The organism is Azospirillum sp. TSH64 (assembly GCF_003116035.1).
Classification (GTDB): Bacteria; Pseudomonadota; Alphaproteobacteria; order Azospirillales; family Azospirillaceae; genus Azospirillum.
Genome location: NZ_LGQW01000015.1, coordinates 5,491,902 through 5,512,329, shown reverse-complemented (window position 1 = coordinate 5,512,329; position 20,428 = coordinate 5,491,902). Strand labels below are relative to the sequence as shown.

At 68.4% G+C, this 20,428-nt stretch carries 24 protein-coding genes; 14 read left to right on the top strand and 10 right to left on the bottom strand.

The window, feature by feature from the left end:
• Window positions 1-158 precede the first annotated feature (158 nt).
• The 3 genes from TSH64_RS26335 to TSH64_RS26325 are packed head-to-tail and all read left to right on the top strand — an operon-like array spanning window position 159 to window position 2,631.
• Complete coding sequence (locus tag TSH64_RS26335; protein ID WP_109449589.1) at window positions 159-2,027, top strand: GGDEF domain-containing protein; 1,869 nt, start codon at window positions 159-161, stop codon at window positions 2,025-2,027.
• Window positions 2,028-2,078: 51 nt separating this feature from the next.
• A complete protein-coding gene (locus TSH64_RS26330) occupies window positions 2,079-2,354 on the top strand; it encodes a BrnT family toxin (protein ID WP_109449587.1) in 276 nt (91 codons plus the stop codon).
• Between the two features lie 31 nt (window positions 2,355-2,385).
• Entirely contained in the window at window positions 2,386-2,631 is a 246-nt protein-coding gene (locus TSH64_RS26325) for a helix-turn-helix domain-containing protein (RefSeq protein WP_109449585.1), read from the top strand.
• A gap of 22 nt (window positions 2,632-2,653) precedes the next feature.
• Here TSH64_RS26325 and TSH64_RS26320 read toward each other — a convergent pair whose 3' ends face one another.
• From TSH64_RS26320 to TSH64_RS26295, 6 genes are all read right to left on the bottom strand, one after another.
• Window positions 2,654-3,433 carry an ABC transporter ATP-binding protein gene (locus TSH64_RS26320; protein WP_109449583.1) on the bottom strand — a complete coding sequence of 260 codons (780 nt, stop codon included), beginning with the start codon at window positions 3,431-3,433 and terminating at the stop codon, window positions 2,654-2,656.
• Window positions 3,434-3,435: 2 nt separating this feature from the next.
• The gene (locus tag TSH64_RS26315; protein WP_109449581.1) at window positions 3,436-4,308 is read right to left on the bottom strand and encodes an ABC transporter ATP-binding protein; all 873 of its coding nucleotides are present in this window, start codon (window positions 4,306-4,308) and stop codon (window positions 3,436-3,438) included.
• 4 nt (window positions 4,309-4,312) lie between these two features.
• On the bottom strand, window positions 4,313-5,245 hold the full coding sequence (gene nikC / locus TSH64_RS26310; protein WP_109449579.1) for a nickel transporter permease: 933 nt from the start codon (window positions 5,243-5,245) through the stop codon (window positions 4,313-4,315).
• Complete coding sequence (locus tag TSH64_RS26305; protein ID WP_109449577.1) at window positions 5,242-6,252, bottom strand: ABC transporter permease; 1,011 nt, start codon at window positions 6,250-6,252, stop codon at window positions 5,242-5,244. Before TSH64_RS26305 ends, nikC begins: the two co-directional genes overlap by 4 nt.
• Before the next feature lie 120 nt (window positions 6,253-6,372).
• A complete protein-coding gene (trxB, locus tag TSH64_RS26300; RefSeq protein ID WP_109449575.1) occupies window positions 6,373-7,377 on the bottom strand; it encodes a thioredoxin-disulfide reductase in 1,005 nt (334 codons plus the stop codon).
• A 50-nt stretch (window positions 7,378-7,427) separates the two neighbouring features.
• Window positions 7,428-9,356, bottom strand: coding sequence for a hypothetical protein (locus TSH64_RS26295; protein ID WP_109453051.1), 1,929 nt, complete (start codon window positions 9,354-9,356; stop codon window positions 7,428-7,430).
• Window positions 9,357-9,562: 206 nt separating this feature from the next.
• On the opposite strand from TSH64_RS26295, the gene TSH64_RS26290 reads away from it, so the two are divergent.
• The 10 genes from TSH64_RS26290 (at window position 9,563) to sigJ (ending at window position 16,363) form a co-directional block, all read left to right on the top strand.
• On the top strand, window positions 9,563-10,189 hold the full coding sequence (locus TSH64_RS26290) for a PadR family transcriptional regulator (protein WP_109449573.1): 627 nt from the start codon (window positions 9,563-9,565) through the stop codon (window positions 10,187-10,189).
• A 36-nt stretch (window positions 10,190-10,225) separates the two neighbouring features.
• Window positions 10,226-10,534, top strand: a complete 309-nt coding sequence (locus TSH64_RS26285) for a DUF2218 domain-containing protein (RefSeq protein WP_109449571.1) — start codon at window positions 10,226-10,228, stop codon at window positions 10,532-10,534.
• A 200-nt stretch (window positions 10,535-10,734) separates the two neighbouring features.
• On the top strand, window positions 10,735-11,190 hold the full coding sequence (locus TSH64_RS26280) for an Rrf2 family transcriptional regulator (RefSeq protein ID WP_012972993.1): 456 nt from the start codon (window positions 10,735-10,737) through the stop codon (window positions 11,188-11,190).
• Between the two features lie 110 nt (window positions 11,191-11,300).
• Window positions 11,301-12,260 carry a cysteine synthase A gene (cysK, locus tag TSH64_RS26275; RefSeq protein ID WP_109449569.1) on the top strand — a complete coding sequence of 320 codons (960 nt, stop codon included), beginning with the start codon at window positions 11,301-11,303 and terminating at the stop codon, window positions 12,258-12,260.
• A 154-nt stretch (window positions 12,261-12,414) separates the two neighbouring features.
• The gene (locus TSH64_RS26270; protein WP_109449567.1) at window positions 12,415-13,206 is read left to right on the top strand and encodes a hypothetical protein; all 792 of its coding nucleotides are present in this window, start codon (window positions 12,415-12,417) and stop codon (window positions 13,204-13,206) included.
• A 98-nt stretch (window positions 13,207-13,304) separates the two neighbouring features.
• Window positions 13,305-14,093 (top strand): molybdopterin-synthase adenylyltransferase MoeB, encoded by a 789-nt coding sequence (moeB, locus tag TSH64_RS26265; protein ID WP_247873157.1) that lies wholly within the window; start codon window positions 13,305-13,307, stop codon window positions 14,091-14,093.
• Window positions 14,094-14,126: 33 nt separating this feature from the next.
• Entirely contained in the window at window positions 14,127-14,615 is a 489-nt protein-coding gene (locus TSH64_RS26260; RefSeq protein ID WP_247873156.1) for a DsrE family protein, read from the top strand.
• Window positions 14,616-14,631: 16 nt separating this feature from the next.
• Entirely contained in the window at window positions 14,632-14,889 is a 258-nt protein-coding gene (locus TSH64_RS26255) for a hypothetical protein (protein ID WP_109449563.1), read from the top strand.
• A gap of 98 nt (window positions 14,890-14,987) precedes the next feature.
• On the top strand, window positions 14,988-15,440 hold the full coding sequence (locus TSH64_RS26250; RefSeq protein ID WP_109453049.1) for a carboxymuconolactone decarboxylase family protein: 453 nt from the start codon (window positions 14,988-14,990) through the stop codon (window positions 15,438-15,440).
• The gene (gene sigJ, locus TSH64_RS26245; RefSeq protein ID WP_109449561.1) at window positions 15,437-16,363 is read left to right on the top strand and encodes an RNA polymerase sigma factor SigJ; all 927 of its coding nucleotides are present in this window, start codon (window positions 15,437-15,439) and stop codon (window positions 16,361-16,363) included. The genes TSH64_RS26250 and sigJ overlap by 4 nt, the downstream gene beginning before the upstream one ends.
• Window positions 16,364-16,439: 76 nt before the next feature.
• On the opposite strand, the gene TSH64_RS26240 is transcribed toward sigJ, so the two are convergent.
• The 4 genes from TSH64_RS26240 to TSH64_RS26225 form a co-directional block, all read right to left on the bottom strand.
• On the bottom strand, window positions 16,440-16,814 hold the full coding sequence (locus TSH64_RS26240; RefSeq protein ID WP_109449559.1) for a response regulator: 375 nt from the start codon (window positions 16,812-16,814) through the stop codon (window positions 16,440-16,442).
• Between the two features lie 76 nt (window positions 16,815-16,890).
• Complete coding sequence (locus tag TSH64_RS26235; RefSeq protein WP_109449557.1) at window positions 16,891-17,637, bottom strand: HAD family hydrolase; 747 nt, start codon at window positions 17,635-17,637, stop codon at window positions 16,891-16,893.
• A gap of 99 nt (window positions 17,638-17,736) precedes the next feature.
• Window positions 17,737-18,102 carry a hypothetical protein gene (locus TSH64_RS26230; protein ID WP_109449555.1) on the bottom strand — a complete coding sequence of 122 codons (366 nt, stop codon included), beginning with the start codon at window positions 18,100-18,102 and terminating at the stop codon, window positions 17,737-17,739.
• 199 nt (window positions 18,103-18,301) lie between these two features.
• Window positions 18,302-18,733, bottom strand: coding sequence for a Fur family transcriptional regulator (locus tag TSH64_RS26225; RefSeq protein ID WP_042701979.1), 432 nt, complete (start codon window positions 18,731-18,733; stop codon window positions 18,302-18,304).
• Window positions 18,734-19,193: 460 nt separating this feature from the next.
• Between TSH64_RS26225 and TSH64_RS26220 the strand changes: the two genes are divergently transcribed.
• Window positions 19,194-20,363 carry an ATP-binding protein gene (locus tag TSH64_RS26220; protein WP_109449553.1) on the top strand — a complete coding sequence of 390 codons (1,170 nt, stop codon included), beginning with the start codon at window positions 19,194-19,196 and terminating at the stop codon, window positions 20,361-20,363.
• The last annotated feature ends 65 nt before the right edge of the window (window positions 20,364-20,428 follow it).

Sequence of the window (20,428 nt, the reverse complement as noted above, 5' to 3'; positions counted from 1 at the left end):
ATCTGATCAACCAGAGTTTCCGGTCCGATCCGGCTCCCGCCTCTCAGGCGGGTAATCGCGTTGCACAGCAACGTGACCCTTCAGTCATGAAACCGCAAACAAGCTCTGTTACAAGCGGATGCCGACCCCATGCGCGATCGGCGCTGGCGGACCGAGCGATGACTGTGCTGACCACCACAAAAGCCGGAGCCAAAACCGCAAGGCCGGACAGCGACCGTGCCGACTCCTATGGCGCGGGCTGGGACGCCGTCCGCTCCGCTGACGATGATGCCGCATCGTTCGATTGGGCCTCGGCGGTCGGTGCCCTGCGCTATGCCTTCCAGCCCATCGTCCAGTTGCGCTCCGGCCGCTGCCATGGCTATGAGGCGCTGCTGCGCGGCTTCGAGCGCACCGGCTTCGCCAACGCGGGCGAGCTGCTGGACGCCGCCGAGGCCGCCGGCCTGCTGGCGACGGTGGAAACCGCGCTGCATGCCAAGGCGGTCGCCGCTTATCGCGCGTTGCCGGGCTGGAACGAAGCGAAGCTGTTCCTGAACCTGGACGCCCGGCTGATCGGCCGTCCCGACGCGCCCTGGCTTGCCCGCGACCCTGCCGCCTTGCGCAACAGCGGCATCGTGCTGGAGCTGTCGGAAAGCCGCCCGGTGCCCAGCGGCGTCGCGGTGGACGCGGCGGTCGACCGTTTCCGCCAGAGCGGGGCCGGCATCGCCATCGACGATTTCGGTGTCGGCCATTCCGGGCTGCGCACGCTGTACGAGGCGCGGCCGGATTATGTGAAGATCGACCGCTTCTTCATCGCCGGCATCGATGCGGACGCGCGCAAGCGGGCGCTGGTGGCGGCGCTGGCCGGCCATGCCCATGCGCTGGGCATCCAGATCGTGGCGGAGGGAGTGGAGACCGTCACCGAGTTCTACACCTGCCGGGATTTGGGCTGCGACTTCGCCCAGGGCTTCCTGATCGCCCGGCCGCGCGTCGATCTGACCGCCCTGCCCAACCGCTATCCGGTGGTCGAGGATCTGAACCGCAAGGACCGCCGCCAACCCAGCGAGTCGCACCGCCGCCTGTCGGAGGTGATCGAACGGCTGCCGCCGCTGCGGGTCGACTCGCGCAAGACCGAGCTGCTGGACTATTTCCGCCGCGACGGCAGCGCCGCCATCGCACCGATCATCGACGAGCATGACCGGCCGCTCGGCCTGATCCGCGAGCGCGACCTCAAGCGCTTCGTCTATTCGCGCTTCGGCGGCGAACTGCTGCGCAACCGCGGCCTGGGCGACCGGCTGGACGATCTGGTCATCCGCTCGCCGGTCTGCGACATCTCCACCCCGCTGGACCGGGTGATCGAGGCCTTCTCCACCGAGTCGGCCGCCGACGGCATCGTCATCGTCGAGGGCGGCGCCTATGCCGGCGTGCTGTCGAGCGGTGCGCTGCTGCGGCTGGTGCATGAGCGCAACCTTGCGATGGCGACCGACCAAAATCCGCTGACCCGCCTGCCGGGCAATGCGGCGATCCTGCGCCACATCGAAGGGGCGCTGGCCGACCCTGGCCGCGGCCATGTGCTGGCCTATCTGGATTTCGACAACTTCAAGCCCTTCAACGACAATTTCGGCTTCCGCCAGGGCGACCGCGCCATCCTGATGTTCAGCGAGCGGCTGAAGGCTTGGGCCGGCAGCGCCGGGGCGGCCATCGACGCCGACGCCTTCGCCGGCCATATCGGCGGCGACGACTTCTTCCTGGGAGTCAGCGGCGGCGGGGAGGGCGAGGTGCTTGCCCGGCTGGCGGAATTGCTGGCCCTGTTCCGCTCCGATGCCGAAAGCCTGTACGACGCCGAAACCAGGGTCAGCGGCGGCTTCCTGGCGAAGGACCGCTATGGCGCCGTGCGGCGCTTCCCGCTGCTGGCGGCCAGCGGGGTCGCCGTGGTGATCCCACCCGGCAGCGATGGGCTGACCCCCGACGCCATCAACGCCGCCATCGCCGACCACAAGTCCGCCGCCAAGGGGGCGGAGGACAAGCTGTTCGTGGTGCGGCTGGGTTGAAGTGACATCCCCCCTGGTACAAACTCCGTCAATGACGTAGTATTGGTTTCCATGGGCGAGCCTTTCGATCCAGTCAAGAACCTGCTCAATCGCCGCAAGCACGGCTTGGACCTGTCCTTTGGGGCCGAGGTCCTTCGTGACCACGATCTGATCGAAGCTCTCGATCTGTCCATGGATTATGGCGAGGAGCGCTTCAACGCGCTGGGCATGGTCAAAGGCAAGGTCTACGCCGTCACCTATACTGAACGTGCGGAGGGGGTAAAATTCATTTCCGTGCGGGAGGCCGACAAACGCGAAGCAGCCCACTATTTCAAGGCCAACGCTTGAGCAACGGCATCCTAGACCCAAGGTGATCCCGATGAACGACCACGAAACTTTCACCGACGAGCAACTTGCCGCCATGAGGCATCCGCCTCTGGCGAAGCGGGTCCGTCGTTCGACCGGTCTGTCGCAGGAAGCCTTCGCCGAGCGCTTCGGCATTCCGCTGCGCACCTTGCAGGAGTGGGAGCAGGGGCGGCGGGAGCCTGATGCCGCCGTCGCGTCCTACCTGCGCGTCATCGAAAAACAGCCGGACATGGTCGCCCAGGTTCTGGCGGCCGAGTGAGGGCGAAGCGGAGGGCGCCCTCTCACGCATAATCCCGGAAGCTCTCCGCCGTCGCGCGGTCGTAGCCCTGGCTGGCGCGCAGGAGCTGCAAGGTGTAGGGCTGGCGCGCCGCACCCCGGCGCAACTCCTCGACGCTCATCTCCTCGACCAGACGGCCGCGGTTCATCACCGCCAGCCGGTCGCACAGGTTGGCGACGACGGCGAGGTTGTGGGTGACCAGAACCAGGGTCAGGCCATGCTCCGCCCGCAGCCGGCGCAGCAGGTTCAGGATCTCCGCCTGCACCGACACGTCCAGCGCCGAGGTCGGCTCGTCGAGCAGCAGGACGCGGGGTTCCAGCACCAGCGCGCGGGCGATGGCGACGCGTTGGCGCTGGCCGCCCGACAGCTGGTGCGGGTAGCGGAAGCGGAAGGCGGGGCCGAGCCCGACATCGCGGAGCACCCGGTCGATGCGGGCGTCGGCATCGCCCAGCCCGTGGATGGCGATGGGTTCCGCCAGGATGCGGTCCACCGTGTGGCGCGGGTGCAGCGAGCCGTAGGGATCCTGGAACACCATCTGGCAGAGTTTGTAGAAGCCCGTCTGCCGCACCGGTCCCTGTTCCGCGCCGGCGACGGCGATGCGGCCGGTCCACTCGTCGTTCAGGCCGCTGACCGCGCGCAGGACCGTCGATTTGCCGGAGCCGGACTCCCCGACGAGGCCGAAGCTCTCCCCTTCCCGCACCGACAGGGTGACGCCGTCCACCGCGGTGACGGCGTCGACGCCCCGGCCGAAGCGGACCTGCAAATCCCGGATGTCGATCATCATCCTCAGGCCTCCCGCCCAGCGGTCAGCCAGACCGGATCGCGGCTCAGCACCGGCAGGTCGCCCGGCGGCTCGTCGATCCTGGGCAGGCTGGCCAGCAGGCCGCGGGTGTAGGGGTGCTGGGCCGCGTGCAGTTCCGACGCACGGCAGCTCTCCACCACCCGGCCGGCATACATGATCAGGATGCGGTCGCAGAAGGAGGCGACGAGGTTCAGGTCGTGGCTGACGAAGATCATGCCCATGCCGCGCTGGGAGCAGAGGTCGTCGAGGATCGCCAGCACCTGCATCTGCACGGTCACGTCGAGCGCCGAGGTCGGCTCGTCGGCGATCAGCAGGTCAGGGTCGGGGATCAGCATCATCGCGATCATGATGCGCTGGCCCATGCCGCCCGACACCTCGTGCGGGTAGCGGTCATAGACCCGCTCCGGGTCGCGGATGCGCACGGCGGCCAGCATCTCCAGCGCGCGGCGCTTCGCCTCGGCGGCGCCGGCCTTGCTGTGGACGCGGTAGGCCTCGGCGATCTGGCGGCCGACGGTCATCACCGGGTTCAGCGAGTATTTCGGATCCTGCATGACCATGGCGATGCGCCGGCCGCGGATCTCGCGCAGGCGCCTGGGCGACGCCGCCAGCAGATCCTCGCCGTTGAAGGCCAGCCGGTCGGCGCTGACCCGGCCGGGCGGGGGGACCAGGCGCAGGATGGAGCGGCCGGTCATCGACTTGCCGGAGCCCGACTCGCCGACGATGCCCAGCTTCTCCCGGCCGAGCGAGAAGGAGACGCCGCGCACCGCCTCGGCCATGCCGGTGCGGGTGGGAAAGGCGACACGGAGGTTGGAGACCTCCAGCAGGGGGGCGTCGTGCGCCGTCTTGTTGTCGGCCATGGCTTCAGTCCCCCTTCGGGTCCAGCACGTCGCGCAGACCGTCGCCCAGCAGGTTGAAGCCCAGGCTGACGATGAAGATGGCGAGGCCCGGCATGGCGGCGACCCACCATTGCTCCAGCACATATTGCCGGCCGCTGGCGATCATCGCCCCCCATTCCGGCAGCGGCGGCTGGGCGCCGAGGCCGAGGAAGCCGAGACCGGCGGCGGTCAGGATCACGCCGGCCATGTCCAGCGTCGTCCGCACGATCAGCGAGGCGATGCAGAGCGGCATGATGTGGCCGAGGATAATGCGCAGGCTGGACGCTCCTTGCAGCCGGGCGGCGCTGATGAAGTCGGCGCGGCGGACGGTCAGCGTCTCCGCCCGCGCGATGCGGGCATAGGGCGGCCAGGAGGTGATGGCGATGGCGATCACCGCATTCTCGATGCCGGGGCCGAGTGCCGCGACGAAGGCCAGTGCCAGGATCAGCTTGGGGAAGGCCAGCGCGATGTCGGTGATGCGCATCAGCACGGTGTCGACCCAGCCGCCGAAATAGCCGGCGGCCGTGCCGATCACCAGACCGGCCAGCGGCGCCGTCGCCGCCACCAGCGCCACGATCATCAGCGTCAGCCGCGCGCCGTGGATCAGGCGGGACAGGATGTCGCGGCCGAAGGCGTCGGTTCCCAGCCAGTGGGCCGCACTGGGCGGCATCAGCCGGTTGTTCAGATCCTGGGCATAGGGATGGTGGGGCGCCAGCACCGGGGCCAGTGCGGCGACGATGACCAGGGCCAGCACGATCAGCAGCCCGGCGACGGCCAGCCGGTTGCGGCGGAAGGCGGTCCAGCCGGCCCAGGCACGGCCCAGCCGGGCCTGCGCACGGGACTGCGGCGTGTCGGTGGTCAGCCAGTCCCGCCAGCCGGCGGGCCGGGGGGCGGATGGGGTGTCGGTGCGCGCGGTCATCGGGCCCGGGGATCCAGAAGGCGGTAGAGCAGGTCGGACAGCAGGTTCAGCGCGATGAAGACCGCGCCGACCACCAGCGTCCCGCCCAGCACCGCGTTCATGTCGGCGCTGAGCAGCGAATTGGTGATGTAGAGGCCGAGGCCGGGCCAGGCGAACACCATCTCGGTCAGCACCGATCCCTCCAGCAGGCTGGCGTAGGACAGGGCGATGACGGTGATCAGCGGCACGGTGATGTTGCGCAGCGCATGGCCCCAGACCACGCGGGTCTCGGACAGGCCCTTCACCCTGGCGGTGGTGATGTATTCCTGGCGCAACTGGTCGAGCATGAAGCCGCGCGTCATCCGCGCGATGTAGGCGACGCAATAGAGGCCGAGGATCGCCGAGGGCAGCACCAGATGCCCGACCGCGTTCCAGAAGATGTCGGTCTCGCCGGCCAGCAGGGCGTCCACCGTGACGAGGCCGGTCACCGGATCGACCATCCCCTCGTAGAAGACGTCGACCCGTCCGGGCCCCGGCGCCCAGTCCAGCTTGGCGTAGAACAGCAGCAGCGCCATCAGCCCCAGCCAGAAGATCGGCACCGAATGGCCGAGCAGACCGAGCAGGCGGATGGCATGGTCGGGCCAGCGCCCGCGGTTGACCGCCGCGAACACCCCGGCGGGGATGCCGAGCACCGCCCCGACGATGGCGGCGACGGTCGCCAGCTCCAGCGTCGCCGGGAAAACGCGCAGCACATCCTCCAGCACGGGGCGGGAGGTCAGCACCGAGGTGCCGAGGTCGCCTTGCAGCACGTCGCCGACATAGCGGAGGAACTGCTGCCACAGCGGCAGGTCGAGGCCGAGCTGCGTGCGCATCTGCGCGTAGCTGTCGGCATTCGCGCGGTCGCCGAGCGCCGACAGCACCGGATCGATCGGCACGACCCGGCCGATCAGGAACGTGACCAGCAGCAGGCCCAGCAGGGTGGCGGCCACCGTGACCAGCAGGGTCAGGCCGCGTTTCAGCGTAGGCAAGAGGACTCCCTCGCGATTGGACGCATCAGGGAATCACAGTCGGAGCTTTGTGCAAAGACCGTCAAGGGCGTAAGGGGGCGCCCCCTCTCCCGATTGGGGGAGGGGGCGGATCGCTTCAGCTCACCAGGTCCCCGCCGGGCTCTGGTCGCCATGCGCGCCGGCGGCCGGCTCGTGGTGGGCGAGCCAGCGCTCGGCCTCCAGCGCCGCCATGCAGCCCATGCCGGCGGCGGTGACTGCCTGGCGGTAGACCTTGTCCTTCACGTCGCCGGCGGCGAAGACGCCGGGGATGTTGGTGGCGGTCGAATCGGGCACCGTGACGATGTAGCCCGACTCGTCCATCTCCACCTTGCCCTGGAAGATGCCGGTCGCCGGCACATGGCCAATGGCGACGAAGACGCCGGCCACCGGGATGACGCGCTCGTCGCCCGACTTGACGTTCTTGATGCGGACGCCGGTGACGGCGCGCGGGTTGCCCATGGTGCCGTCGCCCTCGCCGACGATCTCCTCAACCGTGCTGTCCCACACCACCTCGATCTTCGGATGGCGGAACAGGCGGTCCTGCATGATGCGCTCGGCGCGGAAGCCGTCGCGGCGGTGGATGACCGTGACCTTGCTGGCGTGGTTGGTCAGGTACAGCGCCTCCTCGACCGCCGAGTTGCCGCCGCCGACGACCGCAACCTCCTTGCCGCGGAAGAAGAAGCCGTCGCAGGTGGCGCAGGCCGACACGCCGAAGCCGCGGTAGATCTCTTCCGTCGAGATGCCGAGCCAGCGCGCCTGGGCGCCGGTGGCGATGATGACGCTGTCGGCGGTGTAGGTGTCGCCGCTGTCGCCCTTGCAGACGAAGGGACGCTTGGTGAAGTCGACGTCGGTGATCAGGTCGAACACCATCTTCGTGCCGACATGCTCCGCCTGCTTCTGCATCTGCTCCATCAGCCAGGGGCCCTGGATCGGATCGGCGAAGCCGGGGAAATTCTCCACATCGGTGGTGATCATCAGCTGGCCGCCCGGCTGCATGCCCTGGACCATCAGCGGCTCCAGGTTGGCACGCGCGGCATAGATGGCGGCGGTGTAGCCGGCCGGGCCGGCGCCGATGATGAGGACCTTGGTGTGGTGCGTGGTGGCCATGGGTCTGATCCCGCAAATTCCCCGCGAACGGAGTCGTGATTAAAACGGTTCTAGAAGCCGAACATATGGTCGAGGCTGAAGGCGGTGTCACCGGCCGCAAGGCAGCCATGGTAGCCGAACAGGCGGCAGGTGGTGTCGCGGATCAGCACATAGGCGTGATCGCCCGCCGCCAACCGTTCCGCTTCCGTAAACATCTCGCGATAGCGCCAGAACTGCGAGCCGCCGCAGGGGATCGCCAGCCGCTTGCGCGCCACTTCCACCCCGTCGCGCCGCACCAGCACGAGGCCGGTGTCCGACGTGGCATGCCACTGGGTCGAGGCAGGGTAGACGAGGTGGCAGAGCGTGTCCCACGGGTCGGTGCCCAGCCGCAGGAACAGGCGGGTCGACAGGCCGGGCGGGCGGCCATGGTAGCTCTGCGGCTCGTCGCGGTAGACCATCGCCATATTGAACATGTGGCTGCCGAAGCTGGTCTCAGCCACATGGCCGGTCGTTACGTCTTCGTAACGGACCAGGGCATGCAGCCAGCCATCGGCAATCGTTCCGGCATCGAAATCATAGACCAGCTCGACATGGCCCCAGCCATCGACGACGGTCTTGTCGGCGACCAGCCCGGTGACGTCCAGCGCCGCGCTGTCGGAGCGCTTCAGGTTGCCGAAGCGGTGCTCGGCGACGGCGGCGCCGTTGCGGTCGTAGACCACCGCCTTCACCGGCAACTCGGTCTGCGCCGTGCTCATCGGCGTCGGCAGCAGAACGGTACGCCAGCGGCCCATCGGCAGCAGCGGCGCCGGCAGGATGTGGCCCTTGCCCACCACGCCCTTGTCCACAGCACCGCCGGTCAGCAGCGGCAGCTTTGGGTCCGGCTTCAGGTCGGTGCGCTCGACATTGGCGTGGGCCATGCGGCGGCGGCCGTCGGCGGCGGCGATCTCGTAGCGCGGGCGGACGAAATGCTTGCCGGCCTGCACCTCGAACTGCTGGGGCCAGCGGGCCTCGGGGAACAGGCTGGCGACGTCCAGTTCAAGGGTGGCGAAGGCCGGGACCGCCCGGTCGAGCGTGCGGATGTCGGCCGAGCCCATCAGGTTGAGGCCGACGGCGCCGGCGGGAATCGGGGTCGGGTGGCTGTTCTGGATCCACAACGACACCCGCTCGCCCTCGCGCGGGGCGGGCAGGCCGGCATAGAGGTCGGCGGGCCAGGCATTGGCGTCGTGGGTGCACGACATCACGCTGTCGTCGTCGCCATAGGTGTCGAGCGCGTATTTCACCACGTCATGCCCGGCAGCGCCGATGATGTGCAGGAACAGCGACCCGCAGAAGGGCGACAGGTTGAAGCGTTCGCGCACCTGCCGGCTGTCGATCACCACGGTGCCGTCGGTCGGCGGCATCGGCTCCGTCCAGTCGGCGATGGGGCGGCCCTCGCCGTCGAACAGGCAGGCCCACAGCCGGGTGCCCTTGGCGCCGTAGCGCGGCCAGTAGTTGGCCGACACCACGCGGGTGTGGTGGCCGTCGCCGTCGCGGAACCAGGCGAAGTTGGTCGCCCAGTTGAACTTCGACAGGTAGTGGCCGGGATCGTTCAGCATGTCTTCCGGCACGCGCATGGCGTCGAGCGAGACGACGCCGGCCTGCTTCGGGATCAGGTGGGCGATGTGGCCTTCCAGGCGCTGCGAATCGAAGGCGACGACGAAGACGGTGCGGGCGCCGCTGGACGGCAGGTCGGTGACCGGGCGGGCGGCATGGCCGAACACCTCCTGTCCGACCTTCTCGACGTCCTGGACATAGATGCCGCAGAAATCGATCGACGACAGGTCGTAGAACTCCGCCAGCCCCGACAGCAGGCCCAGCGGGTCGTAGACCGCCACCGGGCCGAAGGAGGCCAGCCGCGCGATCAGGATCGCCGCCTTGGGCGCCGCCAGCGGGTGGCCCACCGCCTTGAAGAAGCTGGAACCGCCGGTGACGTTGGAAAAGGTCTCGATCCGAAGGGACATCAGGGCACACACGCGCGAAAGCAAAGCCGGGGCGTCGGTTATAGCCGCTTCGGCCGGGCGGGCGACAGTGATTTGCGGACGGACGCGATTTGTCCGGGCCGTGTCCGCCCGATGCGTGTGCCGCCGAACGCTTCCCCCTTGTCAGAGAGCGTGTTTCGATATATCTAAGTTTTCGTTATATCGAAACTGCATCTGATGAGGGTTCCATGCTTCGGCATCTGTTTCACAAACACGGCCGCCGCTTCTCGCGTCCCGACTTCGAGGACGAGGCTCCGGATGGGCGCGGCCGTCACGGTCGCCATGGGCATCGCGGCGGCGGGGAAGGTTGGGGCGGTCACGGTTGGGGCGGTCACGGCCGCGGTGGCCGCGGCGAGCGGCGGGTCTTCGACCATGGCGACCTGCGCCTCGTCCTGCTGTGGCTGATCGCGGAAAAGCCGCGCTCCGGCTACGACCTGATCAAGACGGTCGAGGAGATGGTCGGCGGCGCCTACAGCCCCAGCCCCGGCGTCGTCTACCCGACCCTGACCCTGCTGGAAGAGCAGGGCCACATCCGCGTCGGCGCGACCGAGGGCAACAAGAAGCTCTACGAGATCACGCCGGAAGGGGCGGAGGCGCTGAAGGCGGCGGAGCCGTCGGTCGCCGCGGTGCGCGAGCGCATCGCCCATGCGCGGGCCCGGCAGCAGCGCGAATCCTCGCCGCAGATCCACCGCGCCATCGAGAATTTCAAGCTGGCGCTGCGGCTGCGGCTGTCGCGCGGCGACCTAACGGCGGAGCAGACCCAGGCCGTCGCTGACATCATCGATGACGCCGCCCGCAAGGTCGAACGCATCTGAGCATCGAACGCATCGGGCCGGACAGGAGACAGGACCATGGCTGCATCCACCGCACGCATCGCCACCCCGAACGGGCGCCGCTACATGACCCAGCTGTGCAAGCACTGGGCGCACAAGTTCGAGGTCATCCATGACGAGACCCAGGGGCTCGTTCCCTTCGCCGCCGACCGCCGCTGCCGGATGGCGGCCGACGACGCGGGGCTGACCCTGACGATTGACATCGAGGATGCCGGACAGATGGAGCGCATGCAGGAGGTGGTGATCGACCATCTCAAGCGCTTCGCCTTCCGTGAAGAGACTCTGGTCCGGGATTTGGGGGAGGTGGCCTGGACGCCGGTGGGATGATGGGGTGGGCTGATGGGGTGGGGTGGCGGCACCCCGCCGGACGAGGCGGTGCATTTTCCCGAGTCTGTCTGCGACAAATCCTGTTGAGAATTACCGCATCGACGGTGTAAAACGGTTTTTAACCAACAGGCGGACGTGGGGGAGGGGATGGTGGTTCCACCGTCGGCCACCCACGGTCAGAATACCGGGAGTCGTTCGTGATGCTCCGCATCTCCAAGAAGCTGATGTTCGCCATCGAGGCGGTCCTCGACATCGCCTACAACGCGGGCACCGAGCCGGTGCAGTCCGGCGAGATCACCCGGCGCCAGGGCATTCCGAAGCGCTATCTGGAACAGGTGCTGCAACAGCTGGTGCGCGAAGGCGTGCTGGCCGGCGTGCGGGGCCCTCGCGGCGGCTACCGGCTGGCGCGCGAGCGGCGGCGGATCACGCTGGGCGAGATCGTGAAGGTCGTCCGCGCGATGGAGACCGCCACCGACCCCATCGAGGAGCCGGCGGGTTCGGTGCTGGGCCATCAGGTGGTGCGCCCGCTGTGGGGCGAACTCCAGGACGAATGCATGGCCAAGCTCGACACCATCACCATCGAGGATCTGTGCATGCGCGCGCGGCGTGCCGGGGTGGAAAGCGAGACCGAGGACCGCATCGACTTCACCATCTGACGCGGGGGACTTGGGTGGCACCACTTCCCGTTTGACAGGCTCCCTCTGCTGGATAATGCTCCGCCTGGGGTGTTGAAATCACATATAACACAAATCTCAGAGGTGGAATCATGGCTGCACCGGAGTTCCGCGGCAAGATCTACGACAGCATCCTCGACACGATCGGCGCCACGCCGCTGGTGCGGCTGGACCGTCTCGCCGCAGAGTCGGGGGTGAAGGCCCAGATCATCGGCAAGCTGGAGTTCTTCAACCCGCTGGCCAGCGTCAAGGACCGTATCGGCCGCGCCATGATCGAGGCCGCCGAGGCCGCCGGCACCATCGCCCCCGGCCGCACCACGCTGGTCGAGCCCACCTCCGGCAACACCGGCATCGCGCTGGCCTTCGTCGCCGCCGCCAAGGGCTACAAGCTGATCCTGACCATGCCGGAAAGCATGTCGGTGGAACGGCGCAAGATGCTCAAGCTGCTGGGCGCCGAGCTGGTGCTGACCCCGGCGGCGGAAGGCATGAAGGGCGCCATCCGCAAGGCGGAGGAGATCCTGGCCGCCGATCCGAACGCCTATCTGTTGCAGCAGTTCAAGAACACCGCCAATCCGGCGGTCCACCGTGCCACCACGGCGGAGGAGATCTGGAAGGACACCGACGGCCAGGTCGATTTCCTGATCTCCGGCGTCGGCACCGGCGGCACGCTGACCGGCACCGCCGAGGTCCTGAAGTCCCGCAAGCCCTCCTTCAAGGCGGTGGCGGTGGAGCCGGAGGACAGCCCCGTCCTGTCCGGCGGCATGCCCGGCCCGCACAAAATCCAGGGCATCGGCGCCGGATTCGTGCCCGACATCCTGAAGAAGGAGCTGATCGACGAGGTGGTGCGCATCTCCAACCAGCGCGCCTTCGAGACCGCCCGTGCCGTTGCCCGTCTGGAGGGCGTGCCGGTCGGCATCTCGTCGGGTGCGGCGCTGGCCGCCGCGCTGGAGATCGGTGCCCGTCCGGAGAATGAGGGCAAGCAGATCGTCGTGATCCTGCCGTCCTTCGCCGAGCGCTACCTGTCGACCGCCCTGTTCGAAGGGCTGGAATAAGAAGGGTTAGCAGGGTGGGGACGTGCTCCGTCCCCGCTCCGCAGCCTGAAGGCGAAATTCCCGTCCGAAATTTGACGGATTTTGCGAATTCGGCTAAACTCCCCGGCATCAGCAACGTCGTTTCCGTCCGTGCCGACGCAGGGGAGTGACCGCCATGTCGGATATTTCCACGTCCACCTACGTCCCGAACCTGTCGAGCAGCTCCTTCTCCCAGTTCAAGGGGAAGACGACCGGGGTCGGCGCCGACGGCGCGAACGCCGACAGCCAGAGCTTCACGGTCAGCAAGGCCGGCGAATACAACTTCAAGATCAACAACAGCTTCACCAACGTCGAAATCCGCAACGAACGCAACGAGGTGGTGACCACCCTGCGGTCGAACGAATCGACGGCGGACGCCAGCGCGCGGCTCGGTCCCGGCACCTACACGGCGACCTTTTCCCAGGCCAACCGCGCGGCGGGCGTGCGCGACTATTCGATGGACGTCACGGAACGGCAGAACGTCCTGGTGACGGCCGGCGGCGCGACCTTGAAGGGCACCGCCCAGCCGCCGGGCAACGGCGACACCGGCATCCAGAAGCACACCTTCAACGTCGTGCAGGGCGGCACCTTCACCGCCGACATCTCGCTGCCCAACACGCGCTGGGCATTGATGGACAAGGACGGCAAGGTGGTCGCCGCCAGCGACTCGGGCAAGCCCGACTCCCAGCAGAACTTCCTGCAAAAGCCGACCTACAAGCTGCAACCCGGCGAATATTCGATGGTGGTGGTGCCGCCGTCCGACCTGAAGTCGCCGACCGATTTCCGGCTCGGACTGGTGCCGCGCAATCCGGACCTGACGGAATTCGGCAGCGGCCAGGAAAGCGCCATCCAGAAGACGCTGCGCGAGCGGCAGGCCCGCCTGCAGCAGTGGGCGTCCCAAGGGTCGACGACCTCGACCAAGGCCTGACGGTTTTCCCATCGCGGCGATTGCGCGCTGCCGGCTTCTCGGAAATCGCGGCATCGAATGTTGCTGCAACGGCCCGTCCTTGCGCTATGCTGCGGGCCATGGACTTCACGGACACCCAGCTTCACCGCTATTCCCGCCACATCGTCCTGCCGGAAGTCGGCGGCATCGGCCAGGAAAAGCTGTTGCGATCCAAGGTGCTGGTCGTCGGTGCCGGCGGCCTGGGCGCGCCTCTGCTGCTCTATCTGGCGGCGGCCGGCGTCGGCACCATCGGCATCGTCGACGACGACACGGTCGATCTGTCGAACCTGCAACGGCAGGTGATCCACGACGAATCGACGCTCGGCCACTTGAAGGTGGAGAGCGCCGCCGCCCGCATCCGGGCGCTGAACCCCGATGTCCGGGTCGAGGCGCACCGGACGCGGATCAACCGCGACAACGCGATGGATCTGATCGCCGGCTACGACCTCGTCGCCGACGGGTCGGACAATTTCGCCACGCGCTTCCTGCTGAACGATGCCTGCTTCCTGGCCGGCAGGACGCTGGTGTCGGCGGCGATCCTGCGCTTCGACGGGCAGCTGAGCACTTTCAAGGCGCATCTGGGGGCGCCGCACCCCTGCTATCGCTGCCTGTTCCCCGAACCTCCGCCGCGCGGCACCGTGCCGTCCTGTTCGGAAGGCGGCGTCCTGGGGGCGCTGGCCGGTTCCGTCGGCTCGCTGCAGGCGACGGAGGTGCTGAAGGAACTGCTGGGGCTGGGTGAGAGCCTGTCGGGCAGCCTGCTGATGATGGACACGCTCTATGCGTCCTATCAGCGCATAACCATCAGGCGGGATCCCGACTGCGCGCTTTGCGGCGATCATCGGACGATCCACGACCTCTCCGCCCACTGACGGGCGCCGTGGCAAACATGGGAGGCGGCCATCATGTCCACTGCCCTGCCTGAGACCATGCCGGAGACTATCCCTGCGGCCGGAGCCGGCGGGACGCCGGCCCTGTCCATCGTGCTGTTCGCCGGCGGCTTCGACCGGGTGCATTACGCCCTGGTGATGGCCAGCGCCGCGGCGGCCACCAACCGCAAGGTCACGCTGTTCTTCACCGGCCGCGCGCTGCGCGCCCTGGTCCATGAGACGGAGCCGGGCGTGCTGGGCTGGCACGACCTGGACCCGGCCGACGACGGCAGCACGCCGGTGGCGCGCGACCGCTATTTCGCCGCCCACGGCCTCGCCACCTTCGAGGAACTGCTGGAGGCCTGCGTCGCCATGGGCGTCACGGTGATGGCCTGCGAGATGGGGCTGCGGGCGCTGGGGCTGCCGCCCGGCGTCTCCCTGCGTGCAGACGTGCCGGTCGCCACCGGCGGCGTCGTCACCTTCCTGAATGAGGCGCCCGGCGGCGGCGCCATGCTGTTCGTCTGACAATGCTGGAACGCGCATGAGCGACAACCGCGAGATCCTCGACCTCGCCAACCGGTTCGAGTCGATCGCCACCGACGGGTTCGAGGGGCGACCCTACCGGCCGGCACTGGCCGCACTTGCCACCGGCTTGCGGGAGCGGCCGGGAATGGCCCCGCGGGTCGCGCATGCCCTTGGCATCATGATCCAGCTGATCGACGAGAGCGACCCGGAGGGGCGGTTCGCCGCCAAGGTCGCCATCCTGCGCGAGGCGGTGGGAATGCTGAGCGACGCCTGAAAGCCAGGGCTTGAGTGGAGCGCAGGGCAGGCATGCGTCACGCCGGAGACACGCGGCCCGTCATGGGGGCGATGACACTCCAGACGAGGATGAACACCATGGCTTTCCGTTTCACCGTCGCCGCCGACACTCCGTCCCTGTTCGCCACGCTGTATGCCGCCTCCAAGGCCATCCGCAGCAGCGGCCTGCCGACCGGGCTGGTCCACCTGATCGACCTGCGCGTGTCGCAGATCAACGGCTGCGCCTATTGCATCGACATGCACAGCAAGGAAGCCCGTCACGACGGCCAGTCCGAAGAGCGCATCGCCGCCCTTGCCGGGTGGGAGCGGTCGGACCTTTTCCTGCCGGACGAGCGCGCCGCCTTCGCCTGGGCGGAGGTGCTGACCCACGCCGAGCATGACCGCATCGACGAGGCGTACCGGGAACTGCAACGCCATTTCAACGCCGAGCAGATCGCCCAGTTGACGGTGACGGCGGCGCAGATCAATGCCTGGAACCGCATCGGCATCGCCCAGCATATCGAGGGCACCGCCATCGGGATGGCGGCGTGACGGCGCTGGCCGACCCGGACACCGCGCTCGCCGCCTTCGCGGGCGAGCGGGCGCGGCTGCGCGCCCTGGCCTACCGGCTGCTCGGCTCGGTGGCCGAGGCGGAAGACACGGTGCAGGACGCCTGGCTGCGCTGGTCGGCCGTGGCGCCCGGCAGCGTCGGGTCGGCCCCCGCCTATCTCACCACCCTGGTGACGCGGCTGGCGCTCGACCGGCTGCGGTCCGCCCGGGTGGCGCGGGAGCGCTATTACGGGCTGTGGCTGCCCGAACCGGAGGTCGCCGGCTGGGATTCGGAGCCGGAGGACGGCATGGAGCCCGAGTCGGTGCCGCTGGCGATGCTGCTGCTGCTGGAACGGCTGGCGCCGGACCAGCGGGCGGTCTTCGTCCTGCGCGAGGCGATGGACCTCGATTACGCGGAGATCGCGGCGATGCTCGGCAAGTCGGTGGAGGCCTGCCGCCAGATCATGCGCCGCGCCCGCGCCAGACTGGCCGAGCCCGCCGCCTGGGGCCGGCCGGCCGACGCCGCGGATGCCGGGCGGCGCCTGGCCGATGCCTTCGCCGAGGCCAGCGTCCGGCGCGACTATGCCGCCATCGTCGCCCTGCTGTCCAACGACGCCCAATGGCTGAGCGACGGCGGCGGGATGGTGCGGACGGCGGTCAACCCGCTGTTCGGCGCCGACCGCATCGCCCGCTTCCTGATCGGCGTCCAGCGCAAGCGCGGTGTCGGCTTCGGCTTCGTCCCGGTGCGGGTGAATGGCGGGCCGGGGCTGCTGGCCGAGCTGGGCGGGGCATTCCGCAGCGTCCTGGCCTTCGACATCGCCCCCTGCGGCGGCACCGGCAACAGGATCCGGCGGGTCTATCAGATCGCCAACCCGGAAAAGCTGGAGCGCGTTGCCGGCTTTTATAGCTCGGTGCGTTTAATATGAAACGCACCGAGCTATAGCTTTATATTTAACGATCGGATTCACGCTTCAAATCGATCCCGATTTTACGCGATCCGATCTAAACCGTCGCCTCGTCCAGCCAGCGGTCCAGCGCGCTCAGGTCGACCGGGCGGGGCAGGATGGGGAAGGGCAGGTTCGGCATGCGCGGGCCGGTCATCAGGATGCGGGTCTGCGGATAGAGCATGGCCGCCAGCGCCGCGGCGCGGTCGCCGTCGTCGCCCTCATGGTCGAGCGGAAGCAGGGCCACGACCGGTGCCTCGGCACCGATGATGGTCAGCGCCTCCAGCGCGTCGTCGGTCTGCGAGACCTGAAAGCCGCGGCCGGACAGATGGCCGGCCAGCGCCTCGCGCTGGACGCGGTCGGCATCGGCAATCACCGCACGGCGTCCGCCGTAACCCGGCATCCGGATGTCGGCTTCGATGCTGAAAGCCACGGTTCCCCTCCGTCCATCATGTTTTTGTTATGGACGGACGGAGTATGCGGGCGGGCGCCGGGGTTGTAAACGCCTGCTACCTGCGGTTCGACCTTCGTCGAATGCGGACCACTTCGCCCTTGTGCATCAGCGCCAGCATCGGCAGGTCGCTGGGATGGTTGCCATAGCCCCAGGTGGCGGCGACCGGGCCATGGCCGGCGATCCAGCCGATCACCCGCTCCGCCTTGTCCAGCCGCACGCAGTTGGCGGTGCTGAGCCGTCCGGTCAGCCTGCCGTCCACCACCTCCATGCCGGTCGCCAGCAGATCGTCCACCTCCAGCCCGCGCAGCAGCGCCGGCATGTAGAGGTCGAGCGCGCCGGTGGCGACCACCACGCGGCGGCCCTGGCGGCGATGCTCGGTCAGCACGTCCAGCATCGGCTGGTGCCAGCGCACGCGCGGCACCATGCGTTCGGCCGCAGCCAGCGCATCGGCCACCGGCAGCCCGTGCAGCGTGCGCTTCAGGTAGATCGCCTTGACCGAGCCCGGAAAGTCGCAGCCCGGCCCACGGCCGCGGACATGGCGGTGCAGGGCAGAGCGGATGGCGTCGGCCAGCGCCAGGGCAGCGCGGCGCCGGCCGATCACCTCGCCGACGAACATCGGCAGGCTGTCGCCATGGATCAGCGTCCCGTCGAAGTCGAAGAAGGCGACGCCGGCCGGCCCGGAGACCTGCGAGTCCGGCATCGCCGCCAGGATCGACTCCGGCGTTGCCGCCGGCAGAGGCAGGGGCAGGGCGATGCCGGCTTGAGGCTCCAGGCCGGGCGGCGGGGATGACGTCGTTTGCATGACCGCAGTTATCCGGCCGCCACAGGGCGGCGGGCAAGGAGTTTCAGGTCGACATCGAGGAAGACCTGACCCGATGCGGAGGCGGATGGCGCGTCCGGGTCAATGCAGCATGGTCGGCCCGCAGGGCACCTCGAACAGCGGTCCGTCCTCGGAGCCGTCCTCGGAGCCGTCGTCCTGCCCGGTGCCGTCGTCGGCTTCCTCCAGCTGGGCGATCAGGTCGCCTGACGCTTCCTCCAGTCCGGCCTTGACGGCGATCAGCAGGTTGATGATCTCGCCATTGTCCTGCTCCAGGCTGCGGACCCGCTCCTCCAGCCGGTCGATGCGGCGCATCAGCAGATCCGACAGGCGGTCGAGCCGTTCCAGGACAGGGTCGGGGGTCGGGGAGGCGGGCCCGGCGGTGCTCGGCGGGCTCTCGGGCCGGGTGTGGGGGGGCTGCCCCTGGCGGTTGTTGGGACGGTCATCCATGGTGAGGCCGGTTCCGGTCTGTTTTGAGGTTTGCTCCTCGCCTAACCTTGGGCCAGCGCCCCGCAAGGTCCAGACCGGCACCCGATGCACCCCGCAAGCGATGATCGCCTGACCCACCCGTCATGCGGGTGGCGATTCCGGATGGTGGCGACGTCAGCCGCCACCCCTTGTGCGTATCGGAAATGAGTTCCGTATATAGTTAAGACTCAGATTTGTCGGCACGGCGTTTGCGCGGGACGCCGTACAGTTCCAACCGATGGCCGATCAGGTCATAGCCCAACTCGCGGGCTATGCTTTCCTTCAGCCGTTCCATTTCATCGTTGGTGAACTCGATGACTTCACCTGAGTCGACGTCGATCAGATGATGGTGATGATCGGTTCTGGTTTCTTCGTAACGGGCGCGGCCGTCGCCGAAATCGAGCCGGTCGATGACATGCGCCTCCTCGAACAGCCGCATCGTCCGGTAGACGGTGGCGATGGAGATGCGCGGGTCGATGGCGGATGCACGGCGATGCACCTCCTCCACATCGGGATGGTCCGTCGCCTCCGACAGCACGCGCGAGATCACGCGGCGCTGGTCGGTCATCTTCAATCCCTTCTTCACGCACAGTTCTTCGAGGCGCGAGGGCATGGACATCCCCTGTAATCCTGTCTTCGTTCGACGGGCGGCGGTTCGCCCCTCCGGTCTCCCTGATGCCCGGAACGCCAGCGGAAAGAGCCGGCAACGGAGGCGATCGTTCAGTTCGCCCCGGCCAGCCGTTCGCGGCACCCCGAATACCCGACCATCATACTGTGTTTCGCAGACATTCTCAAACACCCACGTTCCCGCCGGACGGCCGAGCGGAGGAGGCTTTTTTCGCCAAGGGCATAATACTTTCAGGCTATTGGGCGATGCCGCCATGGAGCGGGTCGGAAACCAATTGCTCATAATCCGCTGCTAGGTTTTCCCCCAGGGCAGCGCCGTCCGATCCGGGGCGGCGCGCCTGCCGGACATCCACCGGGCCCGACAATGCCCGACAGGAGGGAGGGAAGCCGCAGTGACGCCGTTCGATTTCCCGCCTTCCACCTCTTCGTTCACGGCGGAGCCGCATATGGACGAACCCGCCTTTACAGCGGCCGGTTTGGCCGTTCCGGTCGCTCCGCTCTCCTCCTCGCAGGATTGCGCCGCCGCCCTTGCCCGGTTCCAGCGCCAGCCGGAGCTTGCCGCCCTGCCGGTGGTCGACGGCGACGGCCGTGTCGCCGGACTGCTGGAGCGCGGCCGGCTGCTGCCGGACGGCAGCGGAGAGGGGGGCGGCATGCAATCGGTCACCGAGCTGATGGACCCGCATCCGCTGCTGATCGACGGCGCTACTCCGCTGGCGGAGATCGGGCGGCGGCTGGCGCGGCTGAAGCCGGCGGCGCTGGTGACCGGCTTCCTGGTGGTGGAGCAGGACCGCTATCTGGGCGTCGGCACGGTCACCGGGCTGATGGCGCGCTCCGCCGAACAGACGGAACTGCGCGCCCGCCAACTGGACGAGGCGCGCCGGCAGGCCGAGCAGGCGATCCGCGCCAAGACCGCCTTCCTCGCCAACATGAGCCACGAGATCCGCACGCCGCTGACGGCGATGATGGGTTTCGCCGAACTGCTGGAGCAGGAGGTGCTGGGACCGCACGCCATTCCGCTCTATCGCGAATATGCCCGCGACATCGCCGAAAGCGGCCGGCACCTGATGGAGCTGATCAACGACCTGCTCGACCTGTCGAAGGCCGATGCCGACCGGCTGGAGCTGGTGGACGGGACGGTGGATGTGGTGCGGGTGGCGATCGGCACGGCGCGGCTGCTGGCCGAACGGGCCGCGCGCCATGGCGTCAGCATCGCCACCGCGGTCCCGCTGGACCTGCCGCCGCTGCGGGCGGATGAGCGCAAGCTGCGCCAGATGCTGTTGAACCTGCTGTCCAACGCGGTGAAGTTCACGCCGGCCGACGGGATCGTGACGCTGCGCGGCCGCGTGGCGGCGGACGGTACGCTCTGGCTGTCGGTGCACGACACCGGCATCGGCATGACCGGGGAGGAGCTGGCCAAGGCGCTGGAGCCCTGGGGGCAGGTGGACAGTGCGCTGGCCCGCAGCCAGGTCGGCACCGGTCTCGGACTGCCCCTGACCAAGCGGCTGATCGAGCTGCATGGCGGCCGGCTGGACGTGGTCAGCCGCCGCGACGAGGGCACCACCATCTCGCTGGTCTTCCCGCCCCGGCGGGTGGGGCGGGGGGGAAGCGGAAGGTAGAACGGAAAAGCCCCCCGTCTCCGGAGAGAGGGGGGCTTTCCTTCAGACTTTCCCGGTGCAGGCGA

What these genes read in the sequence shown, in the direction of transcription:
- TSH64_RS26335 (WP_109449589.1), top strand. Translation starts at nt 159, where the DNA reads ATGACTGTGCTGACCACCACAAAAGCCGGAGCCAAAACCGCAAGGCCG.
- TSH64_RS26330 (WP_109449587.1), top strand. Translation starts at nt 2,079, where the DNA reads ATGGGCGAGCCTTTCGATCCAGTCAAGAACCTGCTCAATCGCCGCAAG.
- TSH64_RS26325 (WP_109449585.1), top strand. Translation starts at nt 2,386, where the DNA reads ATGAACGACCACGAAACTTTCACCGACGAGCAACTTGCCGCCATGAGG.
- TSH64_RS26320 (WP_109449583.1), bottom strand. Translation starts at nt 3,433, where the DNA reads ATGATGATCGACATCCGGGATTTGCAGGTCCGCTTCGGCCGGGGCGTC.
- TSH64_RS26315 (WP_109449581.1), bottom strand. Translation starts at nt 4,308, where the DNA reads ATGGCCGACAACAAGACGGCGCACGACGCCCCCCTGCTGGAGGTCTCC.
- nikC (WP_109449579.1), bottom strand. Translation starts at nt 5,245, where the DNA reads ATGACCGCGCGCACCGACACCCCATCCGCCCCCCGGCCCGCCGGCTGG.
- trxB (WP_109449575.1), bottom strand. Translation starts at nt 7,377, where the DNA reads ATGGCCACCACGCACCACACCAAGGTCCTCATCATCGGCGCCGGCCCG.
- TSH64_RS26295 (WP_109453051.1), bottom strand. Translation starts at nt 9,356, where the DNA reads ATGTCCCTTCGGATCGAGACCTTTTCCAACGTCACCGGCGGTTCCAGC.
- TSH64_RS26290 (WP_109449573.1), top strand. Translation starts at nt 9,563, where the DNA reads ATGCTTCGGCATCTGTTTCACAAACACGGCCGCCGCTTCTCGCGTCCC.
- TSH64_RS26285 (WP_109449571.1), top strand. Translation starts at nt 10,226, where the DNA reads ATGGCTGCATCCACCGCACGCATCGCCACCCCGAACGGGCGCCGCTAC.
- TSH64_RS26280 (WP_012972993.1), top strand. Translation starts at nt 10,735, where the DNA reads ATGCTCCGCATCTCCAAGAAGCTGATGTTCGCCATCGAGGCGGTCCTC.
- cysK (WP_109449569.1), top strand. Translation starts at nt 11,301, where the DNA reads ATGGCTGCACCGGAGTTCCGCGGCAAGATCTACGACAGCATCCTCGAC.
- TSH64_RS26270 (WP_109449567.1), top strand. Translation starts at nt 12,415, where the DNA reads ATGTCGGATATTTCCACGTCCACCTACGTCCCGAACCTGTCGAGCAGC.
- moeB (WP_247873157.1), top strand. Translation starts at nt 13,305, where the DNA reads ATGGACTTCACGGACACCCAGCTTCACCGCTATTCCCGCCACATCGTC.
- TSH64_RS26260 (WP_247873156.1), top strand. Translation starts at nt 14,127, where the DNA reads ATGTCCACTGCCCTGCCTGAGACCATGCCGGAGACTATCCCTGCGGCC.
- TSH64_RS26255 (WP_109449563.1), top strand. Translation starts at nt 14,632, where the DNA reads ATGAGCGACAACCGCGAGATCCTCGACCTCGCCAACCGGTTCGAGTCG.
- TSH64_RS26250 (WP_109453049.1), top strand. Translation starts at nt 14,988, where the DNA reads ATGGCTTTCCGTTTCACCGTCGCCGCCGACACTCCGTCCCTGTTCGCC.
- TSH64_RS26235 (WP_109449557.1), bottom strand. Translation starts at nt 17,637, where the DNA reads ATGCAAACGACGTCATCCCCGCCGCCCGGCCTGGAGCCTCAAGCCGGC.
- TSH64_RS26230 (WP_109449555.1), bottom strand. Translation starts at nt 18,102, where the DNA reads ATGGATGACCGTCCCAACAACCGCCAGGGGCAGCCCCCCCACACCCGG.
- TSH64_RS26225 (WP_042701979.1), bottom strand. Translation starts at nt 18,733, where the DNA reads ATGCCCTCGCGCCTCGAAGAACTGTGCGTGAAGAAGGGATTGAAGATG.
- TSH64_RS26220 (WP_109449553.1), top strand. Translation starts at nt 19,194, where the DNA reads ATGGACGAACCCGCCTTTACAGCGGCCGGTTTGGCCGTTCCGGTCGCT.